The organism is Tateyamaria algicola, from assembly GCF_047715485.1.
Classification (GTDB): domain Bacteria; phylum Pseudomonadota; class Alphaproteobacteria; order Rhodobacterales; family Rhodobacteraceae; genus Tateyamaria.
The window spans coordinates 2,646,217-2,672,493 of the sequence record NZ_CP180422.1; the positions used below are offsets into that span (position 1 = coordinate 2,646,217).

Consider the following 26,277-nt stretch of genomic DNA (forward strand, 5'->3'; position numbering starts at 1 on the left):
CTCTCCGGGTTGTTGCACAAGACGTAAGGCGTCAGGCAGGCGTGGTAAAGGGCGCGCCGCTCAGCCTGTTTGCGCTGTGCCGTAAATCATGCGGGCGGCTTCGACCCGGTTGCGCACGCCCAGTTTGCGATAGGCGCTTTTGGCGTATTCGGCGATGGTGTGCTGGCTGATGCCGCAGGTGCGCGCGGCCTCTTTGCGGCTGAGCCCCCGGGCGAGGAGGTAGATCACCTCGGTCTCGCGCGGGCTGAGCGCATCGAGGCGCGGGGGCAGGTCGGGGGCGATCATGGCCGGTTCGGCGCTCGCCGTGCGCCCGGCCAACTCCTCGATCCGGCGGTGCACCAGCAGGCAGAACAGGCGCAGCTGTTCGGACTTGGGCCACATGCGCTCCATGAACACGTCCCTGTCAAGCGAGGTGCCAAGGTTGAAGCCGCCATAGCGCGCCCCGCCCCGCAGCCGCGTGGGGATGCCAAAGCCGGTCAGAAACCCGAGGCCCCGTGCGGTCGAGATGAAGGCGCGGGCCTGATCGTCGAGATAGGCATAGTCGGGCAGGAATTCGGGGCCGGTGGCAGTGATTTCATAGCTGTTGCAGCAATGGGCCAGAAACGGATCGTCATTGGGGTCGGCGCCATCATAAAGCTGTGGGCATGTCGACAGGACACGCGCGTCATGGGCGGGATCGCCCGAGGCGGTGATGTAGATCACCTGATGAATGCCATGCCCGCGCAGGCACGTGACCACGCCTTCCCACAAAGCATCAATCGTCTGCGCATGTTCGAGTGCTTCCGCGTCCTTGTACACGTTATCCCCCCATTTGAGGGGATATTGGCACAGGTCGTCTCGTAATAGAACATCTTGGTGCACAACGTTTTTTCGTGCACGTGAACGATTTGATTATGAAATTATTGAGACAACGGGCAGCGGTGAGTGAGTGCCGCTGCCCGTATCTGTTTTTGAGGTCAGCCCTGCGCTTGCAGCCGTTCTTCGCGCTCGGGCATGGGTTCGCGCGGCGGGCGTCCGATCACGTCCTTCAACTCATCCAGTTCGATGAAGTTGTCCGCCTGACGCCGCAGATCATCCGAGATCATGGGCGGCTGGCTGCGGATCGTGGAGACAACCGAGACGCGCACGCCTTGTCGTTGCAGGCTTTCGACCAGGGGCCGAAAGTCACCATCGCCGGAAAACAGCACAATGTGATCAACACGGGGGGCCAGCTCCATGGCGTCTACCGCCAGTTCGATGTCCATGTTCCCTTTGACCTTACGCCGACCCATGCTGTCGGTGTATTCCTTGGCTGGTTTCGTCACCATGGTAAAGCCGTTGTAATTCAGCCAATCCACGAGTGGACGGATTGGTGAATACTCTTCGTTTTCGAGAAGCGCTGTGTAGTAGAACGCACGCAGCAACTTGCCACGGCGCATAAACTCCTGACGTAGAAGTTTATAGTCAATGTCGAACCCAAGCGCTTTGGCTGCGGCGTAGAGATTCTGAACCATCGATGAACAGCGCAAGCCGTTCGTCTTTGTAAAACATAAAATGTCCTTCCGAAAATTCGGGTACCGCCTGTGATTTCCGTGAGTGAGTGCGTAAAAGCGCGAAAAGACGGTTTTTTAAAAATAGGTGTTTTTCAAGATGTCGCAAGACACAGATCAGAGCCAAACGGGCGGAAACTTGCCTCAAAAGCGATCACTGTTGCTGATTGCCCTAGGGTCAAACATGCCATCTGACGTTGGGTCACCCGCCGAAACGCTTAAAATTGCTGTCACATATTTGCGCGAAAATGGTGGGCTGATTCGCGCTCAAAGCCGGTTTTTCGGCACGCCTGCGTTCCCTGCTGGCAGTGGGCCGGACTATGTGAATGCCGCCGTGGCGGTCGAGGCGGGCTGGTCCGCAGTCGAGGCGATTGCCGTTTTGCACACCATCGAGGCCAAGCTGGGCCGCCGACGCTCGGTGCGCTGGGGCCAGCGCGCGGTCGATCTGGATCTGCTGGCTGTGGACCGGTTGGTGCGGCCTAACGTGGCCACCTTTCGCACGTGGATGGACCTGCCGCTGGATCAGCAGCGCGATCATGCGCCCGGTCAGTTGATCCTGCCCCACCCGCGGATGCATGAACGCGCCTTTGTCCTCGTTCCGCTGGCCGAGGTTGCGCCCGACTGGGTCCATCCGGTCACACGACAAAGCGTTGTCGAGATGCGCGATGCCCTGCCGCGCGCGGCCATCACACCTGTTGTGCCGCTGGATTAGCGACTTGTCATTGGCGTGAATCGGGCCTAGATAAGCGCCTTCTATCTTTTATTGCTGATCTGGAGCATGCCCCATGGCCCGCGTGACCGTTGAAGACTGCGTTGACAAGGTTCCCAATCGTTTCGAGCTGGTGATGCTTGCAGCCCACCGTGCCCGCGAGATTTCCGCAGGCGCGCCGATCACTGTGGACCGTGACAACGACAAGAACCCCGTCGTGTCCCTGCGCGAGATCGCGGACGAGACCCAGAGCGCGGACGAGCTGCGCGAGCGCCTGATCGAGAGCAACCAGAGCCAGATCGAAGTCGACGAGGCCGAAGAGGACGCCATGGCGCTTCTTATGGGGGCCGAGCAGGACAAGCCGGACGAGGACAGCATGTCCGAAGAGATGCTGCTGCGCCAGTTGATGGCGGCTCAGGGCCAGGGTTAACCCCATAGTTCAGGTGCGGGTCGCATGATCTCTGACGACGATCTGATCGCGCTGGTCCGCAACTACAACCCCAAGACAAACGACGTGCTGATCCGCGCGGCCTATGATTTTGGCCGCCGGATGCATGAGGGGCAGTTGCGCCATTCGGGCGAGCCCTATTTTACGCATCCTGTCGCCGTTGCCGCCATTCTGACCGAGCAGCAACTGGATGATGCCACCATCATCACCGCCCTGCTGCACGACACGATCGAGGACACCAAGGCCAATTACGGCATGGTCGCCGAACAGTTCGGCGACGAGGTGGCCAAGCTGGTCGATGGTGTGACCAAGCTGACCAACCTGCAACTGTCCAACATCGAGACCAAGCAGGCCGAGAATTTCCGCAAGCTGTTCATGGCCATGTCCAAGGACATGCGCGTGATCCTGGTCAAGCTGGCCGACCGTCTGCACAACATGCGCACCATCCGGTCGATGCGCGCCGACAAGCAGGTGCAAAAGGCGCGCGAGACCATGGACATCTTTGCCCCCTTGCGGGCCGCATGGGGATGCAGTGGATGCGCGAAGAGTTGGAGGATCTCGCCTTCAAGGTGCTGAACCCCGAGGGCCGGTCGTCCATCATCCGCCGTTTCATCACCATGCAGCGTGAAACCGGCGATGTGATCCAGCGCATCACCGGCGACATGCGTCACGAGCTGGACCAGGCGCATGTCGATGCCGAAGTGTTCGGCCGCGCCAAGAAACCCTATTCGATCTGGCGCAAGATGCAGGAGAAGGAGCAGTCGTTCTCGCGCCTGTCCGACATTTACGGTTTTCGCATCATCACCGCCTCGGAAGAGGATTGTTACCGCACCCTGGGCGCGATCCACCAGCGCTGGCGCGCGGTGCCGGGCCGGTTCAAGGATTACATCAGCCAGCCCAAGTCGAACGGCTATCGCTCTATCCACACCACGGTGTCGGGGCGGGACGGCAAGCGTGTCGAGGTGCAGATCCGCACCCGTCAGATGCATGACGTGGCCGAGACCGGCGTGGCGGCCCACTGGTCTTATCGCGACGGTGTGCGCGGGCAGAACCCCTTTGCCGTGGATCCGGCCAAGTGGATTGCGCAGCTGAGCGAGCAGTTTGACGGAGAGGATGATCACGAAGATTTCCTCGAGGCGGTCAAGCTGGAGATGTATTCGGATCAGGTGTTCTGCTTTACCCCCAAGGGCGAGGTGGTCAAGCTGCCCCGTGGTGCGACGCCGATTGATTTCGCCTATGCCATCCACACGCGGATCGGGAACGCCTGCGTGGGGGCCAAGGTGGACGGGATGCGCGTGCCCCTGTGGACGCGGGTCAAGAACGGCCAATCGGTCGAGATCATCACCGCCGAGGGGCAGACCCCCCAGGCCTCGTGGCTGGAGATTGCGACCACCGGGAAGGCCAAGACCGCGATTCGCCGGTCCTTGCGCGAGGTGGACCGCGAGCGGTTCATCACGCTGGGGCGGGAATTGGCGCGCTCGGCCTTTGCGCATGTGCGCAAGAAGGCGACGGACAAGGCGCTGGAGGCGGCGGCCAGTCAGTTGCGCCTTGGCAGTGCGGATGAGGTGCTGGCGCGCCTTGGGTCGGCCGAGTTGACGGGGCGCGAGGTCGTGCAATCGATCTATCCCGACCTGACCCCGAAACCGGGCAAGGAAGTGGATGCGCGCCGTGCGGTGATCGGCCTGCTGCCGGGCCAATCCTTTGAGCGGGCGAGTTGTTGCGAGCCGCTCCCGGGCGAGCGCATTGTCGGCATCACCTTTCGCGGGCAGGGCGTGGTTGTGCACGCCATCGACTGTGTGCGGCTGGCCGAATACGAGAACCAGCCCGACCGCTGGCTTGACCTGCATTGGCATGACGGTTCGCACCCTGCGGTTTATGGCGCAACGCTGGATCTGACCATCGGCAATGATGCAGGCGTACTGGGCCGTATCTGCACCCTGATCGGCGAGACGCAGGCCAATATCTCGAACCTTGAATTTATGGATAGAAAACCTGACTTTTACCGTTTGCTGATCTATGTCGAATTGAGAGACGCGCCGCATCTGCATACGTTGATGGGCGCGCTCCAAGCAGAAAGCGACGTGGCTGCCATCGACCGCCATCGCCGGACCTTGCCCCCCGTGGCGCGGGCCGAGACAGCGGATCAGGGCGCATAGGGAAGGCAAACAGTGGTTTTCAAGCGCCGCGACCCCAAACCGTTCCTGCGGGCCGTGCTGGAGCTTCTCTGGCCGCGCGGCGGGTGGGCGCGCGCGTTCCAATACGTGAAACACCGTGTGCGCCGTCTGCCCGACACGCCTGAAAAGATCGCGCGGGGCATCTGGGCCGGTGTGTTCACCACGTTCAGCCCGTTTTACGGCATGCATTTCTTTGTCGCCGCGTTCCTTGCGACGGTGATGCGCGGCAATATCCTGGCCTCGCTGATGGCGACATTCTTTGGCAACCCGCTGACCTATGTGCCCATCGGCATCATTTCCTTGCAGACCGGGCACTGGTTGCTGGGGTCCGAGATGAAAGAGGGCACTGAACGGTCGTTCGGGGGCAAGTTCGTCGATGCGGGCGAGGATCTGTGGCAGAACCTCAAACACGTTTTGATGGGCGAGCCGCGGGATTGGCACGGGCTGCGCATCTTTTACGACGAGATATTCTTTCCCTATCTCATTGGTGGTATCATCCCCGGCATCATCGCGGCGACCATCTGTTACTACGTGTCCGTCCCGCTGATCCGCGCCTATCAGCACCGCCGCAAGGGTACGATCAAGGCCAAGTTCGAGGCTTTGAAGGCCAAGGCTGCCGCAAAGGCCGCCGCCAAGGCGTCCGAGATCAAGCACAAGGCGGACTGACCCGCCTCTTGGTACAATTTTCCCGCTTTGTCTGCATTTCCAGCGCGCTGCCCCCGCACTAGGTTGAACGCGACGACAGCGAAGGCCACCTATTTCACGAGGACCGACCCATGACTGCACCGCTTGGCCGCCTGCGCCTTGGCGTGAACATCGACCACGTTGCGACCGTGCGCAATGCGCGCGGCGGCGACACGCCTGACCCGTTGCGCGCCGCCAAGATTGCGGAAACGGCAGGTGCGGATGGCATCACGGCGCATCTGCGCGAAGACCGCCGCCACATCTCTGATGCCGATATCGAGGGGCTGATGGACGTTCTGAGTGTTCCGCTGAATTTCGAGATGGCGGCGACGGACGAGATGCAGGCCATCGCGCTGCGCCACAAGCCCCACGCGGTGTGCATCGTGCCCGAAAAGCGCGAGGAACGCACGACCGAGGGTGGGCTGGAAGTCGCGCGCGAGGAAAACCGGCTGGCCCATTTCATCGCCCCCTTGCGAGATGCGGGGTGCCGCGTGTCGATTTTCATTGCCGCCGACAAACGCCAGATCGAGGCCGCCCACCGCATCGGCGCGCAGGTGATCGAGCTGCATTCCGGCGCCTATTGCGACGCCCATCACGAGGGCCGCCTCGAGGACCGCGACCGCGAGTTGGAGGCGATGCGAGAGATGTCCGCCTTTGCCCATGATCTGGGCCTTGAGGTCCATATCGGCCACGGGCTGACCTACGAGACGGTCAAGCCGGTGGCGGCATTCCCTGAGGCGATGGAGCTGAATATCGGCCACTTCCTGATTGGCGAGGCGATTTTCCTGGGCCTCGACCCGGCCATCCGCGAGATGCGCCGCCTGATGGACGAGGCGCGCGAGGGCATGGCGTGATGCGTTTCGCAGCTCTCTTTTGCGCGATCCTGGCCTTTGCGGCGCCGGTACGCGCGCAGGATGGCTGGCCCAATCTGGATGCCTTGCTGTTTTCAACACTGACGGCCTCGGGCCAGGCGGAGGCGTCATTCTGGTTGCCGGACACGCCTGACCCGGCAACGGCGACGCGGGCCTTGGGTGTCGTGTACGAACACATCCCCGGTTCGGCTGGCAGTGTCAGCATCGCCACGGGAGTCTACGTGCGCACCGCGCAAGGCTGGCAGATCGCGGGCGTTGTGCCGTCGCTGTTCGGGCAAAGCCCGCGCGGCGCGAATTTTGGCCCGGCCAGCGTTGACCTGACGACCACGACGTTGGGTCCGAACGAGGCGCGTTGTTGCCCAACCGTGGAAACCCGCTGGCGGATTGACCTGACCACGTTTATCGCGCAGCGATTGAACTGACCTTTTCGCCATGACCCAACCCCTGTGAGGTGCCTCATGATCCGCCACTGTGTAATGCTGCGACTGCGCGCCAAGGCTGACCGGGCCGAGCTGGACAAGGTGATGCACGGCCTTGCCGATCTGGTGGAACGGCTTGACGGGTGCAGCGGTTTTTGCGCGGGCCCCAACCGCGACTTCGAAGGCAAGACGCCCGGCTTTGCCTATGGCTTTACGCTGGATGCGGCCACGGCCGAGGCACTGGCCGCTTACGCGGTGGACCCGGAACATATGGCGCTGGGTGCGCGGCTGGTGGATTTGTGCGAGGGCGGTGGTGACGGCATCCGCGTCTATGACATCGAGGCGCCCGCGTGATCCTGGGCATCGGCACTGATCTGGCCAATATCGAGCGTATCCAGGGCACGCTTGACCGGTTCGGGGACCGGTTTCGCAACCGTGTCTTTACCGATGTCGAGCAGGCCAAGGCCGAGCGGCGCAAGGATAAGGCCGGCACCTATGCCAAGCGTTGGGCGGCAAAAGAGGCCTGTTCCAAGGCGCTGGGCACGGGCCTGCGCATGGGCATCAGCTGGAAAGACATGGCGGTGAGCAACCTGCGCACCGGTCAGCCGGTGATGGCCGTGACCGGCTGGGCCGCCGAGCGCCTGGCCGAGATGACGCCCCCCGGGCACGAGGCCATCATTCACGTCACCCTGACAGACGATCACCCCTGGGCGCAGGCCTTTGTCGTGATCGAGGCGCGCCCGCTGTCGCAGACGTGACGGCGACCCGCATCCGGGGCCGGGTGCTGCGCCTTGACAGTCCAGCACCGCACCCGCATGAAGCCTGAAACCACCCCGAGCAGGAGCGCCAGATGGCCGCCAAGGAAAAACACCAGAACGGCATTCTTGAGACGATCAAGACCATTGTCTATGCGCTGCTGATCGCCGGTGTCTTTCGCACCTTGTTCTTTCAGCCGTTCTGGATCCCGTCGGGGTCGATGAAAGAGACATTGCTGATCGGGGATTTCCTGTTCGTGAACAAGATGGCCTATGGCTATTCCTATGCCTCGTGCCCGTCGATCCCGCTGATCGGGCTGGATGCGAAAAAGCTGTGCGGTTTCATTGATGGCGACAATTCCCGCATTCTGTCCGGTGAGCCCGAGCGCGGCGATGTGGTGGTGTTCCGCCACCCGGTGTCGGGGTCGGACTACATCAAGCGTCTGGTCGGCTTGCCCGGTGATACCGTGCAGGTCAAGGACGGCGTTGTCATCCTGAACGGCACACCTGTGCCGCAGGAGCCTGCGGGTACGTTCACCGAAGTCTTTGACCGTCAGGGGCCGCAAGGTCTGGTGCCGCGCTGCGAAAGCGGCGCCGTCGGGCAGGGCGCGCAATGCACGAAGTCCCGCTTTGTCGAGACGTTCCCGGATGGCAGCAGCCATGTGGTTCTGAACGTGGGCGTACAGGGCTCGGACAACACTCCGGTCTACCGCGTGCCCGAGGGCCATTTCTTTTTCATGGGTGACAACCGGGACAACTCGTCCGACAGCCGTCTGGCGCAGGTGGCGGGTGGCGTGGGTTACGTGCCGTTCGAGAACCTGATCGGTCGCGCGGATCGCATCGTCTTTTCCTCGGCGGGGCGTTCGATGCTGTTTTTCTGGACCTGGCGCGGGGATCGTTTCTTTAAGGGGATCGAGTGAAGCTGGGCGCTGATCTCAAGGCCTTTGAGGCCCGGATCGGACACCAGTTCGCCGCACCCGACCTGCTGATCGAGGCGGTCACGCACGCCTCGATGTCCTCGCCCACGCGGTCTGACAATCAACGGCTGGAGTTTCTGGGCGACCGGGTGCTGGGGCTGGTGATGGCCGAGGCGCTGCTGGCCGCCGATACGAGCGCTGCCGAAGGGACGCTGGCGCCTCGGTTCAACGCCCTTGTGCGCAAGGAAACCTGTGCGGATGTGGCGCGTGAACTGGGTCTTGGCGATGTGCTGCGGCTGGGCCGGTCCGAGATGATCTCGGGCGGGCGGCGCAAGCAGGCGCTGCTGGGCGATGCGGTGGAGGCGGTGATTGCCGCCGTTTATCTGGATGCCGGGTTTGACGTGGCGCGCGACTTGATCCTGCGGCTTTGGGGCGATCGGATCACCCGTGTGGAAGAGGATGCGCGGGACGCCAAGACCGCCTTGCAGGAATGGGCGCAGGGCCGTGGGCTGACGCCGCCCGCCTATGTCGAGATTGAACGCAGCGGGCCAGATCACGCGCCCGTCTTTACCATCGCCGCGCGGCTTGACAACGGTGCCGAGGCCGTCGCCACCGCCGGATCGAAACGCGAGGCCCAGCAGGCCGCCGCCAAGGCCCTGCTGGCCGCATTGGAGCAAGACACATGAGCACCCGCGCCGGTTTCGTCGCCCTGATCGGAGAGCCCAATGCGGGCAAGTCCACGCTGATGAACCGTATGGTCGGCGCCAAGGTCAGCATCGTGACCCACAAGGTGCAGACCACCCGCGCGCGCATTCGCGGCGTGGCGATGGAAGGGGACAGCCAGATCGTGTTTGTCGACACGCCGGGCCTGTTCCAGCCGCGCCGCCGTTTGGACCGCGCGATGGTGGCCGCCGCGTGGGGTGGCGCTGCGGATGCCGATGTTGTCGTGCTGATGGTCGAGGCCCATCGCGGCGTCACGCCGGGGGTGGAGCGTATCCTTGAAGGCCTCGCCGACATCGGCAAGGGCCGCACCGTGGCGCTGGCCATCAACAAGATCGACCGGGTTGAGGCACCTGTGCTGCTGGGTCTGACTGAAAAACTGAACACCGCCTATGAGTTTGCAGAGACATTCATGATCTCGGCCGAGAAGGGGCATGGGGTGGACAGCTTGCGCGCCTGGCTTGCCGGGCAGGTGCCCGAAAGCCCGTGGCTGTACCCGGAGGATCAGATCGCCGATCTGCCCATGCGCATGATTGCCGCCGAGATGACCCGCGAAAAGCTGACCCTGCGCCTGCATCAGGAGCTGCCCTATCAGCTGACGGTCGAGACCGAGAACTGGGAAGAGCGCAAGGACGGGTCGGCCAAGATCGACCAGGTCATCTATGTCAGCCGGGATGGGCACAAGGGCATTCTGCTGGGTCACAAGGGCGAGACGATCAAGGCCGTGAGCCAGGCCAGCCGCGCCGAGTTGACCGAGTTTTTGGGCCGCAAGGTGCATCTGTTCCTGCAGGTCAAAGTGCGCGAGAAATGGCAGGAAGACGCGGAGCGGTATTCCGAGATGGGGCTGAATTTCAAAGATGGAAATGCCTGACGACTGTGCTGATCGACCCTCCGGGGGGCATATTTGGAGAACAATGAAGCCATGGCGCGTCTGACCTCTCGGTTCTGGGTGGATGCCTATCTGACGCGATTGCGCCTGGCCGACATCCCCGCATTTGTGGTTGCCCATGGCGATGACACGGGCGGCGCTGTTCTGGTCAAGCTGAACACGTTGGACGGGCAGGCGGTGCTCTACCAGCGGTCATTCGATCTGATGGCAGATACGCGGGTCTGGGCCGAGCTGGCCTCGGGGGCCGAGGGCGATGTGGATGCCGCCGTGACCCGCCAGCGCGGCTTTGATCCCGACCTGTGGGTGATCGAGGTCGAAGACCGGGCCGGGCGCCATCTGCTGGATCAGGACGGGTTGGCCTGAGATGGAGTGGCGCGGCACGGGCATATTGCTGAGCGTGCGCCGCCACGGTGAGACAAGCGCCATCATCGACGTATTTACCGAGGATATGGGCCGCTATGCAGGTGTGGTGCGCGGTGGAACCAGCCGCAAGATCGCCCCCATTCTGCAACCCGGTGCGCAATTGGATGTCGCCTGGCGCGCGCGGCTGGAGGATCACATCGGCAGCTATGCGGTCGAGCCTGTGCGCAGCCGGGCGGCGTTGGTCATGGGCAACCGGCTGGCGCTGGCCGGGTTGAACGCGGTCACTGGATTGCTCAGCTTTTGCCTGCCTGAACGCGAGGCCCATGCCCCGCTTTACCGCCGAACAGAGCAGTTGCTGGACCTTTTGGGGCAGGACGATCTGTGGCCGCTGGCCTATCTGCGCTGGGAGGTCGCGCTGCTGGAGGAGATGGGTTTTGGCCTGGATCTGTCGGCTTGTGCGGTGACGGGCGCGCGGGAAGGGCTGGCCTATGTCTCGCCCAAGACCGGGCGGGCGGTTTCGGAGGCTGGTGCCGGAGCGTGGGTGGACCGGTTGTTGCCGCTGCCGCCTGTGTTGCGGGGGGATGGTGATGCGCCGGATCACGAGATCGCGGCGGCCTTTGAGACCACGGGCTATTTTCTGGCCAACCACCTTGCGCCCGATCTGGGCAACCGCCCTTTGCCGGATGCGCGTGGGCGCTTTGTCGATGCGTTTACTCGGACGCTTTGAACACCATCTCGCCGCCTTCATCATTGCGCAGGAACAGCGTTTCTTCGCGCACTTCTGACTGCGTCATGGCGGCCAGCGCGGCCAGGTAGGCGTTTTCGGCCTCAAGCTCCGGGCAGGCCATCTTGGTCGCGGCGATGGGGTCGAGTTGGAACCACGGATAGGGCACGGTGTTGCGCGTGGAAAAGCGGTTGCAGGGCGCCTGGCCGGACACCGGCCCGCCGGGGTCGAATGTGATTGTGGCCCGGGCCGGGAATGGCGCGCCGTTGAGGTCAGACAGTGACCAGGTCACCCCGGCGGCCCCGTAGCGTGCCACCGTCTCGTCCGCCTCGCATGCGGGGATCAGGCCCACCATCAGCAGCGCGGCCAGCCGGATCACTTGAGCGCCATCACCAGGTCGACGAGGGCGGCAAAGGCGACCAGCGCATCGCCGTCATCCGTGTGCATCTGCTTGAGCCCCACCAACGCGCCATAGGCGGCCTTGGCGAATTCTTCATTCGTGATGTCGATATCGGCCATGAGGCTGGTCAACCGGCTGAGCCGTGCGGCATCGACGTCTGCCAACACCTTGGCCACACCCGGATCGGCCTGCGCCCATGCGCGGAGCGCGGGCCCCGGGGCGTCGGATTGCACGGATTGACCAAAGCGGATCATCTTGTCCGTGTCCGATCCGTCCAGTGTCGCGTCCTCGGCAAGCTGCGTCATCGCGCGGCTTTTCCACTCGGCCAACAGGGCTGACTGGAAGGCGGGTACATCCTTGAAATGCCAATAAAATGAACCCTTTGACGTCTTCAGATGGCGCGAAAGGGGTTCTGCACGCAGGGCCAGCGGACCTGCGACAGTGAGTTGATCAAGCCCGGCTTCGATCCAGGCCGCGGGGGAGAGGGGAGTTTTTGCCATATTCCCGCGATACGATCCGGTATGCTGGGGTGCAAGGGAAAGCGTTTGCCAGAAAGAATTTGAGCGCTTTGCCGCACATGGGGCGCATGGCTTTGCCTATCTTGCAGGCGAGATGCGTGCCGGATGATAAGAGGGACGAGGGGTGGCAGATGGGTGCAAGTGCAGATGTTCAAACGTAGATTTTCGCTGAGTGGACGCGACGTGGCCGTCGTTTTTGCGGGTCTGGCCGTGCTCACCGCGCTGAATTTCGGCGCGATTTTGGTGTCGAGTCTGGATGTGGTTGCAGAGGCAGATCAGCCCGTGCCTGTGCCGGCACCGACCATGCCCGGCGAGATGCAAACCCAATATGAGCAGTGGGACAGGAATGCCGATTCCATTTCCGTATTCGCGCGCGGCGAGACGAGTTTCGGCTGGGTGTTCGGCTATCTGGACGAAGATGTCGCGCGCGCGGATGCCATGGCCTGGTGCGTCCGCTCGGGACAGGCGTGCCGGGTGGTGGAGATGCGGGATGCCCGTGCCATTGTCCCCGCCCTTGAACTGCCCCTGACCGACAAGATGGCAATCGGGTTCGAGCGGTTTGCGAACACGCCGGGACCGGTGTCTTTTGCCGTGTCCGGGTCGGGCGCCTTTGCAACCGGGCGCGGCGAGACTGCGAAGCTGGCGGATGAGGCTGCGCAAACACGCTGCATGCAGTTTGCAGCCAAGGATCGCGCCGCCCATCTGGCCACCCACCCGTGCCGAATCATCGCCCGGCGCTAGCTGTTTAGTTCTGATAGGACGGCCAGCCCCACCACCAACAGCATCGAGGTCGCCATCGCGTAGTTGATGAGCCTCTGTCGCGCAGGTGCGAGGTTGAGCGCCTTGAGCCGGACCCCGAACCAGACCCAGAGCACATGGATTGGCACCCAGATCGCGTTGACGATCAGCAGTTTCCAGATCGCCTCGGCCACCAAGGCATCGGGCAGGATGGCAAAGCCGGAAAAGAGTGCGGTGTTGACCGCATAGGCCTTGGGGTTGATCGGTTGCAGCAGGATGCCTGCCATGACGCCTGGTTCGGTTTGCGCAGGCGCAAAGGCGAGTTTTGACCCGGCAAAAGCGATGCGCATGGCGAGGTAGAGCAAATAGGCGGTGGAGAGTGCGAACAGGACGGTGCGCACGAGGGGATTGGCCAGAACGAGCGCCGCGAGGCCGGAGACAACTGCCAGAATCACGAGGTTGTTGCCGATGAACAGCCCCAGCACATAGCGCAGGCCGGAGTGCATCCCGTAGGCCGCCCCCACGCCAGCCGCGGACAGGACGCCGGGGCCGGGTGTGATGATCAAGAAAAAGACGGCGGCGGCAAATGTCAGCATGGCGCCAGATTGGAGATAATGCGGGCCGCGTCAATCGGGCGAGGCGGAAACCGAAGTCGGTTTCCGGCCCGTTTTCCGAAGTCGGAAAACGCCCCGCCTAGCCGAGCAGACGGCGCGCGATCACCTGGGCCTGGATTTCAGCGGCACCCTCGAAGATGTTGAGGATGCGGGCATCACACAGAACGCGAGAAATCTTGTATTCCAGCGCAAAGCCGTTGCCGCCGTGGATTTGCAGCCCGTTGTCCGCTGCGGCCCATGCCACGCGGGCGCCCAGCAGTTTGGCCATCCCGGCCTCGACATCACAGCGCCGCCCCTCGTCCTTTTCGAAGGCCGAGAAATAGGTCAGCTGCCGCGCCACCATGATTTCGACCGCCATCATCGCCAGCTTGTTTGCGACGCGGGGAAAGTTGATCAGGGATTTGCCGAACTGTTTGCGGTCTTGGGCGTATTGCATCGAGATATCGAGCGCGGATTGCGCCACGCCGATGGCGCGGGCCGCCGTCTGGATGCGCGCCGATTCGAACGTCTCCATCAACTGTTTGAAGCCTTTGCCCTCTTCGCCGCCCAGCAGGTTCTCGCCCTTCACGTGGAAATCGTCGAAGGCCAGTTCGTATTCCTTCATCCCGCGATAGCCGAGCACTTCGATCTCGCCGCCCGTCATCCCGTCGGTCGGGAATGGGTTGGCATCATCGCCGGGTGTCTTTTCGGCGAGGAACATCGACAGGCCCTTGTAGTTGGTCGTGTCGGGATCGGTGCGCGCCAGCAGCGTCATGATCTGCGTGCGGGTGGCGTGGGTGATCCAGGTCTTGTTGCCCGTGATCTTGTAATCGCCGTTGTCGTCTTTGACCGCGCGGGTGCGCAAGCTGCCAAGGTCGGAGCCTGTGTTGGGTTCGGTGAACACCGCCGTGGGCAGGGTTTCGGCGCTGGCCAGTTGCGGCAGCCACTTTTGCTTTTGTTCTTCGGTGCCGCCCGCGATGATCAGTTCGGCTGCGATTTCAGACCGCGTGCCGAGCGAGCCGACACCGATATAGCCGCGGCTGAGTTCTTCGGACACGACGCACATCGACGCCTTGGACAGGCCAAAGCCGCCATATTCCTCGGGGATGGTCAGGCCGAAGACGCCCATTTCAGCGAGTTCTTCGATGACTTCCATCGGGATCAACTCGTCCTTGAGGTGCCAGTCATGGGCAAAGGGTTCGACTTTTTCCACGGCGTAACGGCGGAATTGCTCGCGGATCATCTCGAGCTCTTCATCAAGACCCGAGGCGCCCACGGTGATTTCCGCGCTGCGTTCCTGCATCAGCTCGACCAGGCGGATGCGCGCGGCTTGGGTGTTGCCGCCCTGGGTCAGCGTCATCACGGCGGGGTCCATCATGCCGCGCATATCGTCCTGGCTGAGGCCCATGTCCTGCAAACGCAGCACTTCGCCCTGGTTCATCTGGATGCCGCCATAGACCTGCCAGAGGTATTCACCAAAGGTGATCTGGAGAATCAGCGCTTCGACTTCGCCGAACTTGGACTGTTCCTCGAGCGCGGTGGCCCATTTGTGCATTTGACGCAGGGATTCGGTGTAGGTCGCAAGCCACGCCAGCCCATGAGCAGCGGTCTGGTTTTCCTCGACCAGCGCGCTCGAGACACGGCCATCCACGCTCAGATTTGTGCGCAGTTTGGTGCGTGCAAGCTCTGTGATCGCTTCGACAGGGGCAATGGCCGCGCCTGTCAATGCCAGCAGATCATCCAGCAATACGGGGGTCACCCCGCCCAAATCCTGTCCGTCATGTGCCATCGGTTTTGTCCTCATCTCAGGTTCCGCGTCTCACTATCTAGTTCGCAGGTGCAGCGCAACAAATATTCATTTGACTGCGGCTATTTGTTCTATTCTTGCGTGGCGTTATATTGCATTGCAGCGCAGATCGGATGCCAAGGGCGCGTTGCAGTCGGATTTTATGTGCGTGTCTTTGGCATCTGGCCGGAGGCTGACATGATTGCGCCATTCGGCAGGGAGGTCAAAGGTGTTGTTGCCCTGACCGCGTCCGTGGCGGCGGAGTCGCACAAAGACGCCGCGCTGTGTCGACGCGCAACGGGTCTTCCAAATTCTATTTGAGACTGGAACAGTCGACAGGGTATGCGCCGTTATTATTACGGCCCTGATGCGATTACGCTGAAAGGCGCGTAAATCGTTGGATGTTTTGGGGTGCGAATTCCTTCCGCTCAGCCTTGCGATGAATGCGCTGGCCCTTCTGGGCCAATGGCTGAGCGGTAAGGTATTGGGTCGGATCACGCAGAACTTGTTAAGAAAGCAGCACTGTTAAACGTGAGTCCGATCCGGATCCGTGGGTCGTTTACGGATCAGGATGCGCGGCGTGCAACCGTCAGGCCGGACACGTCTTCGATAAAGGTGACGATCTGCGATTTGATCTTTTCGTCTTCGATTGCGGCCAGGGCGTTGACGATATCCATGCCGTTGTCACGGCGCGGGGCCGGGTCTGCGTCAATCAGGCCTTCGAAGAAATAGGATGTCGGCACGTCTAGAATGCGCGACAGCTCGAACAGGCGGCTGGCAGCAACGCGGTTCGATCCGATTTCGTATTTCTGAATTTGCTGGAACGACAGGTCGAGACGTTTGGCCACATCGGTTTGCGACATGCGGCGCAGCGTGCGGATTTGTTTCAGGCGTTTTCCAACGTGAACGTCGACGGGATGCGACATGAACTGTTTACCTCCGGTTGTTTCAACCAGAGTGATCGTTGATCGCGCAACCTCGTTCAATTGACTAGATATGAACGAATAGCACACGTAAATGTTGCATTGTTGTATGATCCGTTTAACTTTATAGTATTACAGATCATACATTGAGGCCGAATGTGAATGCCCCTGTGACAAGTCTGACGGAAATGAACCAGCCCCTGCTATTCGAGATGATCCGCTCGTTTACCACGTTGGCGCGGACGTTGAATTTGTCGCATGCGGTGGCTGAACTGAATAGCACGCGCCAGACTGTCCGACGCCACATCGCTCAACTGGAAGTTCTGCGTGGGGAACAATTATTTTGCGTTAACGACCGCCGATATGAGCTGACCGAAGCGGGTGAGGCGGCCCTGCCGGAGGCGCGGGATTTGCTGCTGCGGGCCAAGGCCTGGGCCAAGGGTCAGACCGGGTCGCGCGGGGCGTTGCAGTACCTCAAGGCGCAGGAAGGCGACTGGGTTTTCTATCAGCAGCAGCAGCCCATCGGGCGCATCTGGCGCGACGAATCGGTGCTGTTGAGAGAGACCTACCGCGCCTGGACCATGGCGTCCTGCGAGATCGAAGACCCCTGCTTGGCACATGTCCGCCCATATTTGATGGTCTATCGGCATACGGATGCAGGCTGGATCTGTGTCGAGTTTGGCGAGCAGTCGGCCTATGTGAACTGGTTTGGCCGTGATTACGCCCGGTCCAGCATCGGCCGTCCGATTGCACGGCTGCCCGCGGGCGAAGAGTTTGGCCGAATCCTCGACCAAGCCTTTCACGATATCGAAACGACGCAGGCGGCGAGGCTTGACCACGTGTACACCCGGATGCCCGAACGCCACGACGAACGTCAGGCGACGATGGTCTATCAGCGTCTCATGATGGCCGGCTTTTTCCCCGACAGGTCTCCGGCTGTTCTAACGCTTGTTGTGCCGACCTCGAATGTGAATATCGAGGAACTGGACGAAGCCCAGCGCGCGGCCATCACCGATATCGATCCACCCAATTTCGACCCTGCCAATGCCTGCTTTGAGGAAATAGCCCGATTAGGACCGTAATACGACCATAGGTTGCACCACTATGGCGCGAGATATTTTCGGGTAATTTATGTCTGTTTGTCCTAACTTTGTCCTTGCCGGGCAAAGGAGACGACGGATGACGATTCAATTTTCTGCAAATGCGGCGCCATTTATTGCGACAAGCCGCGATATTCTGGTCGCCCAGGGTATTAAACTGACGATTGGCAGTGATTTTGACGAATACAGTGAGATAGTTGCGCAAGAAAGACCCATGCAGAAACTTGGCGCGCCCTTCGATCCGTCGGTTCACGAATTGAGCGAATCAACTGCGTTCTGGATGATTGGCCGCAATGAGGACGGGGAATTGATCCACACGCAGGCCGCGAAACGGATCCGACTGGGCGCGCGACCGCTCAGCAGCTATCTTTTGCGTCAATTTCGCGCCTTTCCACCGCCGCTGAAAGGTGTGGATCTGCGTCGTTCACGGTTTCGCGCCACACCCGGCACACACAAGATCGAAGGTACGGCAGCGTATCATGGTGAATTCTGGGTGGCCCCGGAACGCGGCAAGTATCGCGGTGTCGGCCTTGCGCCTGTCCTGGGACGGACTGGGATGCTGGAGATGATGCAGCGGTGGGACCCGGATTGGATCTATGGCTTTATCCTGAACGTGGTGGCGTTCAAGGGCTTTGCCGCGCGCATCGGCTACATGCATCTGGAACCCAGCGCGCTGAAATGGGTGATCGACGGGCGCGATGCGCCCATCGATACGTTCCTGGCCTATAACAGCCGCGAGGATCTGGAATACCTGCTGGATATTCCGTTGGGCGACGTCATGCCCGAAGCCGCCTGAGCGGATCAGCCGATCGCGGCCGCCCGCACGTCGTCGTCGATATGCGGCAGGTATTGCGCAAAGTTGTTCGAGAACATGTCGACCAGCTTTGCCGCCTGCCGGTCATAGGCGGCCCCGTCATCCCACGTGCGGCGCGGATCCAGCAGGATGTCAGCCACGCCCGGAACGGACACAGGCACGTCAAAGCCAAAGTTCGCATCCTTGCGGAATTCGCCCGCCGCCAGCGTACCGTCCAGCGCCGCCGTCAACAGCGCCCGTGTGGCACGGATCGGCATGCGGCTGCCGGTGCCGTATGCGCCGCCGGTCCAGCCGGTGTTCACCAACCAGCAGGTCGCGCCATGTTTGGCGATCTTGTCCTGCAACAGCTTGCCGTATTCCTCGGGCCGACGCGGCATGAACGGCGCGCCAAAGCAGGTCGAGAATGTGGGCTCGGGCTCGGTTACCCCCCGCTCTGTGCCCGCCACTTTCGAGGTGAACCCCGACAGGAAGTGATACATCGCCTGTGCCGGTGTCAGCCGCGCGATGGGGGGCAGGACGCCGAATGCGTCGCAGGTCAGCATGATGATGTTCTTGGGGTGCCCGCCCAGGGCGGATGCCGATGCGTTCGAGATATAGTGCAGCGGGTAGGCGCAGCGCATGTTCGCTGTCAGGCTGTCATCTTCGAAATCCAGATCCTTGGTGTCGGGGTCATAGACCATGTTCTCGATCACGGTGCCGAACTTTTCGGTGGTGGCGTAGATCTCGGGCTCGGCCTCGGCGTTGAGGTTGATGGTCTTGGCGTAACAGCCCCCTTCGAAGTTGAAGGTGCCGCGATCCGACCAGCCGTGTTCGTCATCGCCAATGAGCGTGCGCCCCGGATCGGCTGACAGTGTCGTCTTGCCGGTGCCGGACAGGCCAAAGAACACCGCCGTATCGACCGGGTTGCCATGGGCGTGGTTGGCTGAGCAGTGCATGGGCATCACGCCACGTTCGGGCAGCAGGTAGTTGAGCAGGGTGAAGACGGATTTCTTGTTCTCGCCCGCATACTCGGTGCCGCCGATCAGGATCAGCTTGCGCTCAAAGTTCATCGCGATCACGGTTTCGGACCGGCAATTGTGCCTCGCCGGGTCCGCCTGGAAGGACGGGCAGTTGATCACGGTGAAATCGGCAACGAAATCCGCGATGTCGTCGGCATCCGGACGGCGCAGCATGTGGCGGATGAACAGGCCGTGCCAGGCCATTTCCGTGACCATACGCACGTTGATCGCATAGCTGGGATCGGCGCCACCGGTCAGGTCCTGTACAAAGTACTCGCCGCCCTGCATGTGGGCCAGCATGTCCTCATACAGCGCATCGAACCCTTCGGGCGACATTTCGGCGTTGTTTTCCCACCAGATGTGATCGGCCACGTTGGGCGTTTTGACCACATGTTTGTCCTTGGGAGAGCGGCCGGTGAACTTGCCGGTGGTCACCAGAAAGGTGCCGCCTTTGCCCAGTGACCCCTCTTTGCGGGCCAGGGCATGTTCGATCAACGCTGGTTCTATCAGGTTGTAATAGACATCGCCCAGCCCTGTGATCCCTTGATCTTCGAGGCGGAACTGCGGGTTTACCCGTCCAAATGTCATGTGAAATCTCCTGAAGCCGCGCGGCGGCCTTTCGTGTCAGAGGGTTGGCTCAAGGCCAGGAAACGACATCACGTCGCCCCGTTCCGGCGTCTTAACATGCTGTTTGAACGTATGAACAGATGGGCAAAGGCCAGTTAGCGCCACCATGGCCACCGGTTGCGCAAACACGCTTTGGATCGGGCACACCTTAGGCGGGAATGTGCGGCAATTTAGCCATTCCTAACCAGTTTGTGGCGAGAGTGTGGGGGCATTCCATGCCTGATTCGCAGTTATTGATTGATTCGAAAGGCCAAAACCTGAACAATGGCGGAAAAAATAAAAGTAACGAGCAGCACAAGGAAACAGGCAATGTCAAAGATTGCATTGGTGGACGACGACAGGAATATCCTGACGTCCGTCTCCATGACGCTCGAGGCCGAAGGGTTCGAGGTGGAAACATATAACGATGGCCAGGCCGCGCTGGACGCGTTCAACAAGCGTCTGCCGGACATGGCGGTTCTGGATATCAAGATGCCGCGCATGGACGGAATGGACCTGTTGCAGCGTCTGCGCCAGAAGACCGCGATGCCGGTCATCTTCCTGACTTCCAAGGATGACGAGATCGATGAGGTCCTCGGCCTGCGCATGGGCGCCGACGACTATGTGAAAAAGCCGTTTTCCCAACGCCTGCTGGTCGAGCGCATTCGCGCGCTGTTGCGCCGTCAGGATGCGGTGGCGGGCGATGTCGTTGGCGATACCGAAGAAACCAAGGTGATGGATCGCGGCGATTTGCGCATGGATCCGCTGCGCCACGCCGTGTCCTGGAAGGGCAAGGATGTGTCGCTGACCGTGACCGAATTCCTGCTGTTGCAGGCCCTGGCCCAACGCCCCGGTTTCGTGAAATCCCGCGATCAGCTGATGGACGTGGCCTATGACGATCAGGTCTATGTGGACGACCGCACGATCGACAGCCACATCAAGCGTTTGCGCAAGAAGATGCGCAGTGCGGACGATGAGTTCTCGGCGATTGAGACGCTCTATGGCATCGGTTACCGTTACAACGAAGAATAAAAGCGCTGACCATGGCACTGGCCGAGGGGACATTTGTGCGAGACATGAGCACCCCACCATCGCATGACGGCGACGTCGTGCTGGGGGAAGACTGGGTGGCCCCGGAAACGGCGGCTTCGTCGGAGTTGAGGGATGGCCGCGCGCGGCGCGGTCTCTTCTCTTTGCGTGGCTCGCCGCTCGCGCGCAAGATCATCACGTTCAACCTGATCGCGTTGAATGTCCTGGTCGCCGGCATCCTCTACCTCAACTCAACGCGCGACAGCCTGGCCGTGCAGCGTATCTCGGCGCTCGTGGCGCAGGCCGAACTGGTGGCCGATGTGATCGAGGCCAAGCTGCCTGCGGGTGCGCCGGTGAACCTGGCGACGGGGGATGGCATTGATGTCGATGAGACCCTGTCCGAGCTCGATCTGCGCGAACGTCACACGGTCTATGTCTTTGACACCACGAATGCGCTGATCGCCGAAAGTCAGGGCACGCTGGCCCCGCTTCAGCCGCAATCGGACGGCGATGATCTGGCGCTGCTGACAGATGGGTTGAGCTGGGTGTGGAACATCGTATCGCGCCCCTTTGCCTCGGCTCCCGAAGAAACGCCATCGGTAGAAGAACAGTTGCGCCCGCTAGTCGCGGGCAGCCTCGGCGGCAAGACGCAGGTGAGCGAGGGGCTGGACAGCGCTGGTGGCGCGGTCTTTACGGTCGTGACCCCGATCCAGCAGGCTGGTGAAGCCGTTGGCGTGGTGGCCATGACCAGCGCCGCGGGCGAGATCGACGCCATGGTGCGCAACGAACGCGAGCGGGTGTTGCAGATGTTCGTGATTGCGACCCTCGTGTCCATCGGCCTCAGCCTTGTGCTGGCGTCGACCATCGCAAACCCCTTGGCCGACCTTGCTGCCGCGGCCGAGTTGGGACGCGACAAGAACGCCCGCAAGGTGAACCCCGGTCGCATCCGCATCCCCGACCTGACCGCGCGGCCGGATGAAATCGGCCGGCTGTCCGGCGCCCTGCGCGGCATGATTGCCGCCCTCTACAACCGGATCGACGGCAACGAACAGTTCGCCGCCGACGTGGCCCACGAGATCAAGAACCCGCTGGCCTCGCTGCGGTCCGCAGTGGGGACGCTGCGCATGGTCAAACGTGACGACCAGCGCGAAAAACTGCTGGATGTGATTGATCATGACGTGCGTCGTCTCGATCGTCTGGTCAGCGACATCTCCAACGCCTCGCGCCTCGACAGCGAGTTGGTGAAGGAAGAGGAAGAGTCGTTCAACCTCTTGAACATGCTGGGTAACCTTGGCCAGTATCTGGGTGAGGACGCGCGCAGCAAGGGGATAGAATTCATCGCCGACCTGCCCGCCCATCCCATCCACGTCCAGGGGCTTGAGGCGCGGCTGGCGCAGGTTTTCGTCAACCTGATCACCAATGCCATTTCCTTTTGCGAGGACGGCGATGCCATTCGCATCTGGGCGCGCAAACGCGAAAACCGCGTGCTGATTGTGGTCGAGGATACAGGCCCCGGCATCCCGGATCAGGCCCTGACCAAGATCTTCAAGCGCTTCTACTCGCAACGCCCCGAAGAGCATTTCGGGAACAATTCCGGCCTTGGCCTCGCGATTTCCAAACAGATCGTCGAAGCGCATGGCGGCGTGATCTGGGCCGAGAACATCCGCCCGACGGATGCTGACATAACGTCCGAACCGCTGGGCGCGCGTTTTGTCGTGGGCCTGCCGGTCTAGGCGCGATGCGCGTGCATGCCAGCGCCGTCGCTCTTGACGGTCAGGGCGTGTTGATCACGGGCGCGGCTGGTAGCGGCAAATCCAGCCTCGCGCTGATGCTGTTGGCCCACGGTGCCGTGCTGATCTCGGATGATCAGACCGAACTGTCGCGCGACGGGGACACGCTGTGGGCCCGCGCGCCGGACAGCATCCAGGGTCTGATCGAAGCCCGCTCCGTCGGTATCCTCACAGCAAAAAGCGCACCCGCCCCGATTGTCCTTGCCATCGACATGGATCGGGTGGAAACAAAACGTCTGCCCGAGCGCCATGAGATCAGCGTTCTCGGGGTGAAACTTGCCTGTCTACACAAAACGGATAGTCCGGCTTGGCCCGCGGCGATCGTGCAATATCTCAAGGGCGGAAGAAGGGATCCGTGATGACCGACACCATGTCTGCCGCCCGCCGTCTTGTTCTTGTGACCGGCCCGTCCGGTGCAGGACGCTCCAGCGCGATCCGCGTGCTGGAAGACCTCGGCTACGAGGCTATCGACAACATGCCCCTGCGCCTGATCCGCGCCCTGTTGGACAATCCGATCCCCGACAAACCCGTCGCACTGGGCATCGACCCGCGCAATCGTGACTTTTCGGTCACCGCGATCATGGACGCGCTTGGCCAGATTGCCGCCGTGCCGAACCTGATGCCCGAGCTGTTGTACCTTGATTGCAGCACGGACGTGTTGCTGAACCGGTTTTCCGAGACCCGCCGCAGGCACCCGCTGGCCGAAGCGGACCGGGTCGAGGCTGGTATCCAGCGAGAGCTGGAGTTGCTGGCCCCCCTGCGCGCGCGGGCGGATGTTCTGATCGACACCTCGCAACTGAATGTCCACCAGCTGCGCGCCGAGGTCGAACACTGGTATTCCCCCGGCGATCACAGCCAGCTGGCCGTCTCGATCCAGAGTTTCAGCTACAAGCGCGGGCTGCCGCGTTCGGTGGACATGGTGTTTGACTGCCGGTTCCTGAAGAACCCGTTTTGGGAGCCCGGTCTGCGCGCCAGTACGGGCCAGGACGTCGCTGTACGCGACTATATCTGGACTGACCCGCGCGCGGCCGCGTTCGAGCAAAAGCTGCGCGATATGCTGCTGTGGCAGTTGCCGGCCTACCTCGATGAAGGCAAATCGCACCTGTCGGTTGCATTCGGGTGTACCGGCGGGCAACACAGGTCGGTCGCGATGGCGGAAACCTTGGCGGCGACCCTTGCAGAGGCGGGCTGGCAGGTGTCTATTCGGCATCGCGAATTGGATCGCCGAAAACGCGAAGAGGCATCAGCTTGATCGGAATCGTGATCGTGGCCCACGGGGGTCTGGCTGCCGAGTACCTGAGGGCCATCGAACACGTCGTTGGCCATCAGCCGGGCATGCGCGCCATTGCGATCGAGCCCGATCACGACCGCAAGGCCAAGGAAGACGAGATTTGTGCAGCAGCCAATGACGTCGATACCGGCGAAGGTGTGGTGGTGGTCACGGATCTGTTCGGTGGCTCGCCCTCCAACCTGAGCCTGCTGGCCTGCCGCCCGCAGAACCGCCGCATTCTTTACGGCGCGAACTTGCCCATGTTGATCAAACTTGCCAAAAGCCGCCAAATGAACGTGACTGACGCCGTCCGCGTGGCGCTTGATGCAGGCAAGAAGTACATTGATAGCCAGAATATTACGACAGACAGATAATCCATGACCGAACGCACATTAGAAATCGTGAACATCAAGGGGCTCCACGCACGCGCCTCTGCCAAGCTGGTCGAGGTGGTTGAAGCCTTTGACGCCCGCGCAACGGTCAACAAGGATGGCATGTCTGCATCAGGCGACAGCATTATGGGCCTTTTGATGTTGGCAGCGCCCATGGGAAGTTTTATTGACGTTGAAACCTCAGGGCCGGATGCGGACGCATTGGCGGAGGCGCTGTCGGCCCTGGTGGCCGACAAGTTCGGAGAAGAGGCCTGAGCCAGCCGCGTGCGGCACGTGAGAAGAAGGTGGCGAACCCTTGGTCGATAGCACACATAACATGACCAAACTGGCAGAGCCCGAAACCGTGAGTTTTGCCAAGTATGACCGGCGCAGCCTGTCATATGCATCCACGTTCGAAGATCCGTGGAAGGCGACCTTCATCCGGGTGATGGAGGCCTTTACCGGCAAGCTGACCATCCTGCGTCTGATCCGCAAGTTTGAACGCCAGGGTGCGCCGCAGGGGCAGGCCTTTTGGCGCGCCTGTCTGGACGTGATGGGCATCGAGCTGACCACGCCCCAGTCGCAGCTTGATCGCATCCCCAAGGAAGGGCCCGTGATCATCGTCGCCAATCACCCCCACGGGATGGTCGATGGCATGATCTTTGCCGACCTGATTGGGCGTGTACGCCCGGATTACCGCATCCTGACCCGCTCGCTTTTGACGGCGATTGACGAGGTCGCGGGCAGTTTCATGATCCCGGTGCCGTTTCCGCATGACCCCGATGCACAACGCAAGGGCGTGGCGATGCGCGCCCATGCGATGGCGCATCTCAAGGCTGGCGGCGTGGTTGCCCTGTTTCCGTCAGGGGGCGTGGCCGCCTCGGAAACCTGGTGGGGCCCCGCGGTCGAGGCAGAGTGGAACGTGTTCACCGCCCAGCTGATCCGCCGGTCCGGGGCGACCGTGGTGCCGATGAAGTTCCCGGGCCAGAACAGCCGCGCCTACCAGATTGCCAATCAGGTCTCGCCGATGTTGCGCCAGGGCCTGTTGCTGCACGAAATCGTGCATGCGTTGAACAAGCCACAAGGGCCCATCGTTGGCCATGCGCTTCCCCAGGGCGATGTAGAGGCGTGGAAGGATGATCCGCGCGGCTTCATGGCGTGGTTGCGCGCGCATACGCTTGCACTGAAAGACTGACGCGCACATAGGCGCACCGCGGAAACCGTGTCGGTTTCCCGCCGGTCTTTGTGTCAAAGACCGTCAGCGCGTGGGAACAGGCGTTTCGCCCCGATAGTCGTAGAAACCGCGCTGGGATTTGCGCCCCAGCCACCCGGCTTCCACGTATTTCGTCAGCAGCGGGCAGGGGCGGTACTTGGTGTCGGCCAGCCCGTCATGCAGCACGTTCATGATGGCAAGGCAGGTGTCCAGACCGATGAAGTCCGCCAGTTCCAGCGGCCCCATCGGGTGATTGGCCCCCAGCTTCATCGACGAGTCGATGGATTGGACCGATCCGACCCCTTCATAGAGCGTATAGACCGCCTCGTTGATCATGGGCATCAGGATGCGATTGACGATAAAGGCGGGAAAATCCTCGGCCGTGGCCGCCGTCTTGCCCAGTTTCTCGACCACCACCCGGCAGGCATCAAACGTCTCCGCATCCGTCGCAATGCCGCGGATCAATTCGACCAATTGCATCACGGGCACGGGATTCATGAAATGAAAGCCCATGAACTTTTCGGGCCGGTCCGTCCGGCTCGCCAGTCGCGTGATCGAAATGGAGGACGTGTTGGACGTCAGGATCGTGTGGGGCTGCAAATGGGGAACCAGGTCTTCGAAGATGGCCTGCTTTACGGTCTCGCGCTCGGTTGCGGCCTCGATCACCAGATCGGTGTTGCCAAGGTCGGTCAGCGTCGATGTGGTCGTGATCCGGGCCATCGCCGTGGCCTTGTCCTCGGCAGTGATCTTGTCACGGCTGACCTGCCGCTCCAGATTGCGATCAATGGTTGCCATCGCCGCCTTCAGCGCGTCACCCGAGACATCGTTCAGCAACACATCATACCCAGCCAGAGACATCACATGCGCAATCCCGTTGCCCATTTGTCCCGCGCCTACGATTCCGACGGTCTTGATGTCCATGATG

30 protein-coding genes and 2 pseudogenes are annotated in these 26,277 nt (G+C 61.7%); 23 read left to right on the forward strand and 9 right to left on the reverse strand.

What is annotated here, in order from left to right; all coding sequences use genetic code 11:
* Positions 1–60: 60 nt before the first annotated feature.
* Positions 61–798, reverse strand: a complete 738-nt coding sequence (locus tag ACMHLQ_RS15490; RefSeq protein ID WP_415401607.1) for a response regulator transcription factor — start codon at positions 796–798, stop codon at positions 61–63.
* 158 nt (positions 799–956) lie between these two features.
* Positions 957–1,530, reverse strand: a pseudogene (locus ACMHLQ_RS15495) (NYN domain-containing protein).
* A 99-nt stretch (positions 1,531–1,629) separates the two neighbouring features.
* Between ACMHLQ_RS15495 and folK the strand changes: the two are divergent.
* The 13 genes and pseudogenes from folK (at position 1,630) to recO (ending at position 11,206) form a co-directional block, all read left to right on the forward strand.
* Complete coding sequence (gene folK, locus ACMHLQ_RS15500) at positions 1,630–2,241, forward strand: 2-amino-4-hydroxy-6-hydroxymethyldihydropteridine diphosphokinase (RefSeq protein WP_415401608.1); 612 nt, start codon at positions 1,630–1,632, stop codon at positions 2,239–2,241.
* A 73-nt stretch (positions 2,242–2,314) separates the two neighbouring features.
* A complete protein-coding gene (rpoZ, locus tag ACMHLQ_RS15505) occupies positions 2,315–2,668 on the forward strand; it encodes a DNA-directed RNA polymerase subunit omega (protein WP_415401609.1) in 354 nt (117 codons plus the stop codon).
* A 24-nt stretch (positions 2,669–2,692) separates the two neighbouring features.
* Positions 2,693–4,842: pseudogene (locus ACMHLQ_RS15510) on the forward strand (RelA/SpoT family protein).
* 12 nt (positions 4,843–4,854) lie between these two features.
* Positions 4,855–5,526: a DUF2062 domain-containing protein gene (locus ACMHLQ_RS15515; RefSeq protein ID WP_415401610.1), complete on the forward strand. Its 672-nt coding sequence runs from the start codon at positions 4,855–4,857 to the stop codon at positions 5,524–5,526.
* 110 nt (positions 5,527–5,636) lie between these two features.
* A complete protein-coding gene (locus tag ACMHLQ_RS15520; RefSeq protein ID WP_415401611.1) occupies positions 5,637–6,398 on the forward strand; it encodes a pyridoxine 5'-phosphate synthase in 762 nt (253 codons plus the stop codon).
* Complete coding sequence (locus ACMHLQ_RS15525) at positions 6,398–6,838, forward strand: hypothetical protein (protein ID WP_415401612.1); 441 nt, start codon at positions 6,398–6,400, stop codon at positions 6,836–6,838. Before ACMHLQ_RS15520 ends, ACMHLQ_RS15525 begins: the two co-directional genes overlap by 1 nt.
* Before the next feature lie 54 nt (positions 6,839–6,892).
* Complete coding sequence (locus ACMHLQ_RS15530; protein ID WP_415401613.1) at positions 6,893–7,189, forward strand: Dabb family protein; 297 nt, start codon at positions 6,893–6,895, stop codon at positions 7,187–7,189.
* Positions 7,186–7,593: a holo-ACP synthase gene (gene acpS / locus ACMHLQ_RS15535; protein WP_415401614.1), complete on the forward strand. Its 408-nt coding sequence runs from the start codon at positions 7,186–7,188 to the stop codon at positions 7,591–7,593. Before ACMHLQ_RS15530 ends, acpS begins: the two co-directional genes overlap by 4 nt.
* A gap of 92 nt (positions 7,594–7,685) precedes the next feature.
* Positions 7,686–8,510: a signal peptidase I gene (gene lepB, locus ACMHLQ_RS15540; protein WP_415401615.1), complete on the forward strand. Its 825-nt coding sequence runs from the start codon at positions 7,686–7,688 to the stop codon at positions 8,508–8,510.
* The gene (gene rnc, locus ACMHLQ_RS15545) at positions 8,507–9,193 is read left to right on the forward strand and encodes a ribonuclease III (RefSeq protein WP_415401616.1); all 687 of its coding nucleotides are present in this window, start codon (positions 8,507–8,509) and stop codon (positions 9,191–9,193) included. The genes lepB and rnc overlap by 4 nt, the downstream gene beginning before the upstream one ends.
* A complete protein-coding gene (gene era / locus ACMHLQ_RS15550) occupies positions 9,190–10,098 on the forward strand; it encodes a GTPase Era (protein WP_415401617.1) in 909 nt (302 codons plus the stop codon). The genes rnc and era overlap by 4 nt, the downstream gene beginning before the upstream one ends.
* 51 nt (positions 10,099–10,149) lie before the next feature.
* Positions 10,150–10,479: a DUF1491 family protein gene (locus tag ACMHLQ_RS15555; RefSeq protein WP_415401618.1), complete on the forward strand. Its 330-nt coding sequence runs from the start codon at positions 10,150–10,152 to the stop codon at positions 10,477–10,479.
* A 1-nt stretch (position 10,480) separates the two neighbouring features.
* Complete coding sequence (recO, locus tag ACMHLQ_RS15560; protein WP_415401619.1) at positions 10,481–11,206, forward strand: DNA repair protein RecO; 726 nt, start codon at positions 10,481–10,483, stop codon at positions 11,204–11,206.
* Here the strand turns inward: recO and ACMHLQ_RS15565 are convergent.
* Positions 11,190–11,582 carry an META domain-containing protein gene (locus tag ACMHLQ_RS15565; RefSeq protein ID WP_415401620.1) on the reverse strand — a complete coding sequence of 131 codons (393 nt, stop codon included), beginning with the start codon at positions 11,580–11,582 and terminating at the stop codon, positions 11,190–11,192. The two genes, recO and ACMHLQ_RS15565, sit on opposite strands and share 17 nt — an antisense overlap.
* Positions 11,579–12,103 carry a TetR/AcrR family transcriptional regulator gene (locus ACMHLQ_RS15570; protein WP_415401621.1) on the reverse strand — a complete coding sequence of 175 codons (525 nt, stop codon included), beginning with the start codon at positions 12,101–12,103 and terminating at the stop codon, positions 11,579–11,581. Before ACMHLQ_RS15570 ends, ACMHLQ_RS15565 begins: the two co-directional genes overlap by 4 nt.
* A gap of 165 nt (positions 12,104–12,268) precedes the next feature.
* Between ACMHLQ_RS15570 and ACMHLQ_RS15575 the strand changes: the two genes are divergently transcribed.
* A complete protein-coding gene (locus tag ACMHLQ_RS15575) occupies positions 12,269–12,862 on the forward strand; it encodes a hypothetical protein (protein ID WP_415401622.1) in 594 nt (197 codons plus the stop codon).
* Here the strand turns inward: ACMHLQ_RS15575 and ACMHLQ_RS15580 are convergent.
* The 3 genes from ACMHLQ_RS15580 to ACMHLQ_RS15590 form a co-directional block, all read right to left on the reverse strand.
* Complete coding sequence (locus tag ACMHLQ_RS15580) at positions 12,859–13,455, reverse strand: LysE family translocator (protein ID WP_415401623.1); 597 nt, start codon at positions 13,453–13,455, stop codon at positions 12,859–12,861. The genes ACMHLQ_RS15575 and ACMHLQ_RS15580 overlap by 4 nt on opposite strands.
* A gap of 97 nt (positions 13,456–13,552) precedes the next feature.
* Complete coding sequence (locus ACMHLQ_RS15585; RefSeq protein WP_415401624.1) at positions 13,553–15,241, reverse strand: acyl-CoA dehydrogenase family protein; 1,689 nt, start codon at positions 15,239–15,241, stop codon at positions 13,553–13,555.
* A 563-nt stretch (positions 15,242–15,804) separates the two neighbouring features.
* Complete coding sequence (locus ACMHLQ_RS15590; protein WP_415401625.1) at positions 15,805–16,164, reverse strand: helix-turn-helix domain-containing protein; 360 nt, start codon at positions 16,162–16,164, stop codon at positions 15,805–15,807.
* A gap of 185 nt (positions 16,165–16,349) precedes the next feature.
* Here ACMHLQ_RS15590 and ACMHLQ_RS15595 point away from each other — a divergent pair, with 185 nt between their 5' ends.
* Both ACMHLQ_RS15595 and ACMHLQ_RS15600 read left to right on the forward strand, forming a co-directional pair.
* A complete protein-coding gene (locus ACMHLQ_RS15595) occupies positions 16,350–17,243 on the forward strand; it encodes a helix-turn-helix domain-containing protein (RefSeq protein WP_415401626.1) in 894 nt (297 codons plus the stop codon).
* 232 nt (positions 17,244–17,475) lie between these two features.
* A complete protein-coding gene (locus ACMHLQ_RS15600) occupies positions 17,476–18,057 on the forward strand; it encodes a hypothetical protein (RefSeq protein ID WP_415401627.1) in 582 nt (193 codons plus the stop codon).
* Between the two features lie 5 nt (positions 18,058–18,062).
* Here ACMHLQ_RS15600 and ACMHLQ_RS15605 read toward each other — a convergent pair whose 3' ends face one another.
* Positions 18,063–19,661 carry a phosphoenolpyruvate carboxykinase gene (locus tag ACMHLQ_RS15605; RefSeq protein WP_415401628.1) on the reverse strand — a complete coding sequence of 533 codons (1,599 nt, stop codon included), beginning with the start codon at positions 19,659–19,661 and terminating at the stop codon, positions 18,063–18,065.
* 348 nt (positions 19,662–20,009) lie between these two features.
* Between ACMHLQ_RS15605 and ACMHLQ_RS15610 the strand changes: the two genes are divergently transcribed.
* The 7 genes from ACMHLQ_RS15610 to ACMHLQ_RS15640 all read left to right on the forward strand — a co-directional run bounded on the left by ACMHLQ_RS15610 (position 20,010) and on the right by ACMHLQ_RS15640 (position 25,334).
* On the forward strand, positions 20,010–20,711 hold the full coding sequence (locus ACMHLQ_RS15610; RefSeq protein WP_415401629.1) for a response regulator transcription factor: 702 nt from the start codon (positions 20,010–20,012) through the stop codon (positions 20,709–20,711).
* A gap of 11 nt (positions 20,712–20,722) precedes the next feature.
* On the forward strand, positions 20,723–22,441 hold the full coding sequence (locus ACMHLQ_RS15615) for a sensor N-terminal transmembrane domain-containing protein (protein ID WP_415401630.1): 1,719 nt from the start codon (positions 20,723–20,725) through the stop codon (positions 22,439–22,441).
* A 5-nt stretch (positions 22,442–22,446) separates the two neighbouring features.
* Positions 22,447–22,857, forward strand: coding sequence for an HPr kinase/phosphorylase (locus ACMHLQ_RS15620; protein ID WP_415401631.1), 411 nt, complete (start codon positions 22,447–22,449; stop codon positions 22,855–22,857).
* Positions 22,857–23,750, forward strand: coding sequence for an RNase adapter RapZ (rapZ, locus tag ACMHLQ_RS15625; protein WP_415401632.1), 894 nt, complete (start codon positions 22,857–22,859; stop codon positions 23,748–23,750). Before ACMHLQ_RS15620 ends, rapZ begins: the two co-directional genes overlap by 1 nt.
* Entirely contained in the window at positions 23,747–24,142 is a 396-nt protein-coding gene (locus tag ACMHLQ_RS15630) for a PTS sugar transporter subunit IIA (RefSeq protein ID WP_415401633.1), read from the forward strand. Before rapZ ends, ACMHLQ_RS15630 begins: the two co-directional genes overlap by 4 nt.
* 3 nt (positions 24,143–24,145) lie before the next feature.
* Positions 24,146–24,415 (forward strand): HPr family phosphocarrier protein, encoded by a 270-nt coding sequence (locus ACMHLQ_RS15635; protein WP_415401634.1) that lies wholly within the window; start codon positions 24,146–24,148, stop codon positions 24,413–24,415.
* A gap of 61 nt (positions 24,416–24,476) precedes the next feature.
* On the forward strand, positions 24,477–25,334 hold the full coding sequence (locus ACMHLQ_RS15640; protein WP_415401635.1) for a lysophospholipid acyltransferase family protein: 858 nt from the start codon (positions 24,477–24,479) through the stop codon (positions 25,332–25,334).
* Between the two features lie 63 nt (positions 25,335–25,397).
* Here ACMHLQ_RS15640 and ACMHLQ_RS15645 read toward each other — a convergent pair whose 3' ends face one another.
* On the reverse strand, positions 25,398–26,273 hold the full coding sequence (locus ACMHLQ_RS15645; protein WP_415401636.1) for a 3-hydroxybutyryl-CoA dehydrogenase: 876 nt from the start codon (positions 26,271–26,273) through the stop codon (positions 25,398–25,400).
* Positions 26,274–26,277: the final 4 nt, after the last annotated feature.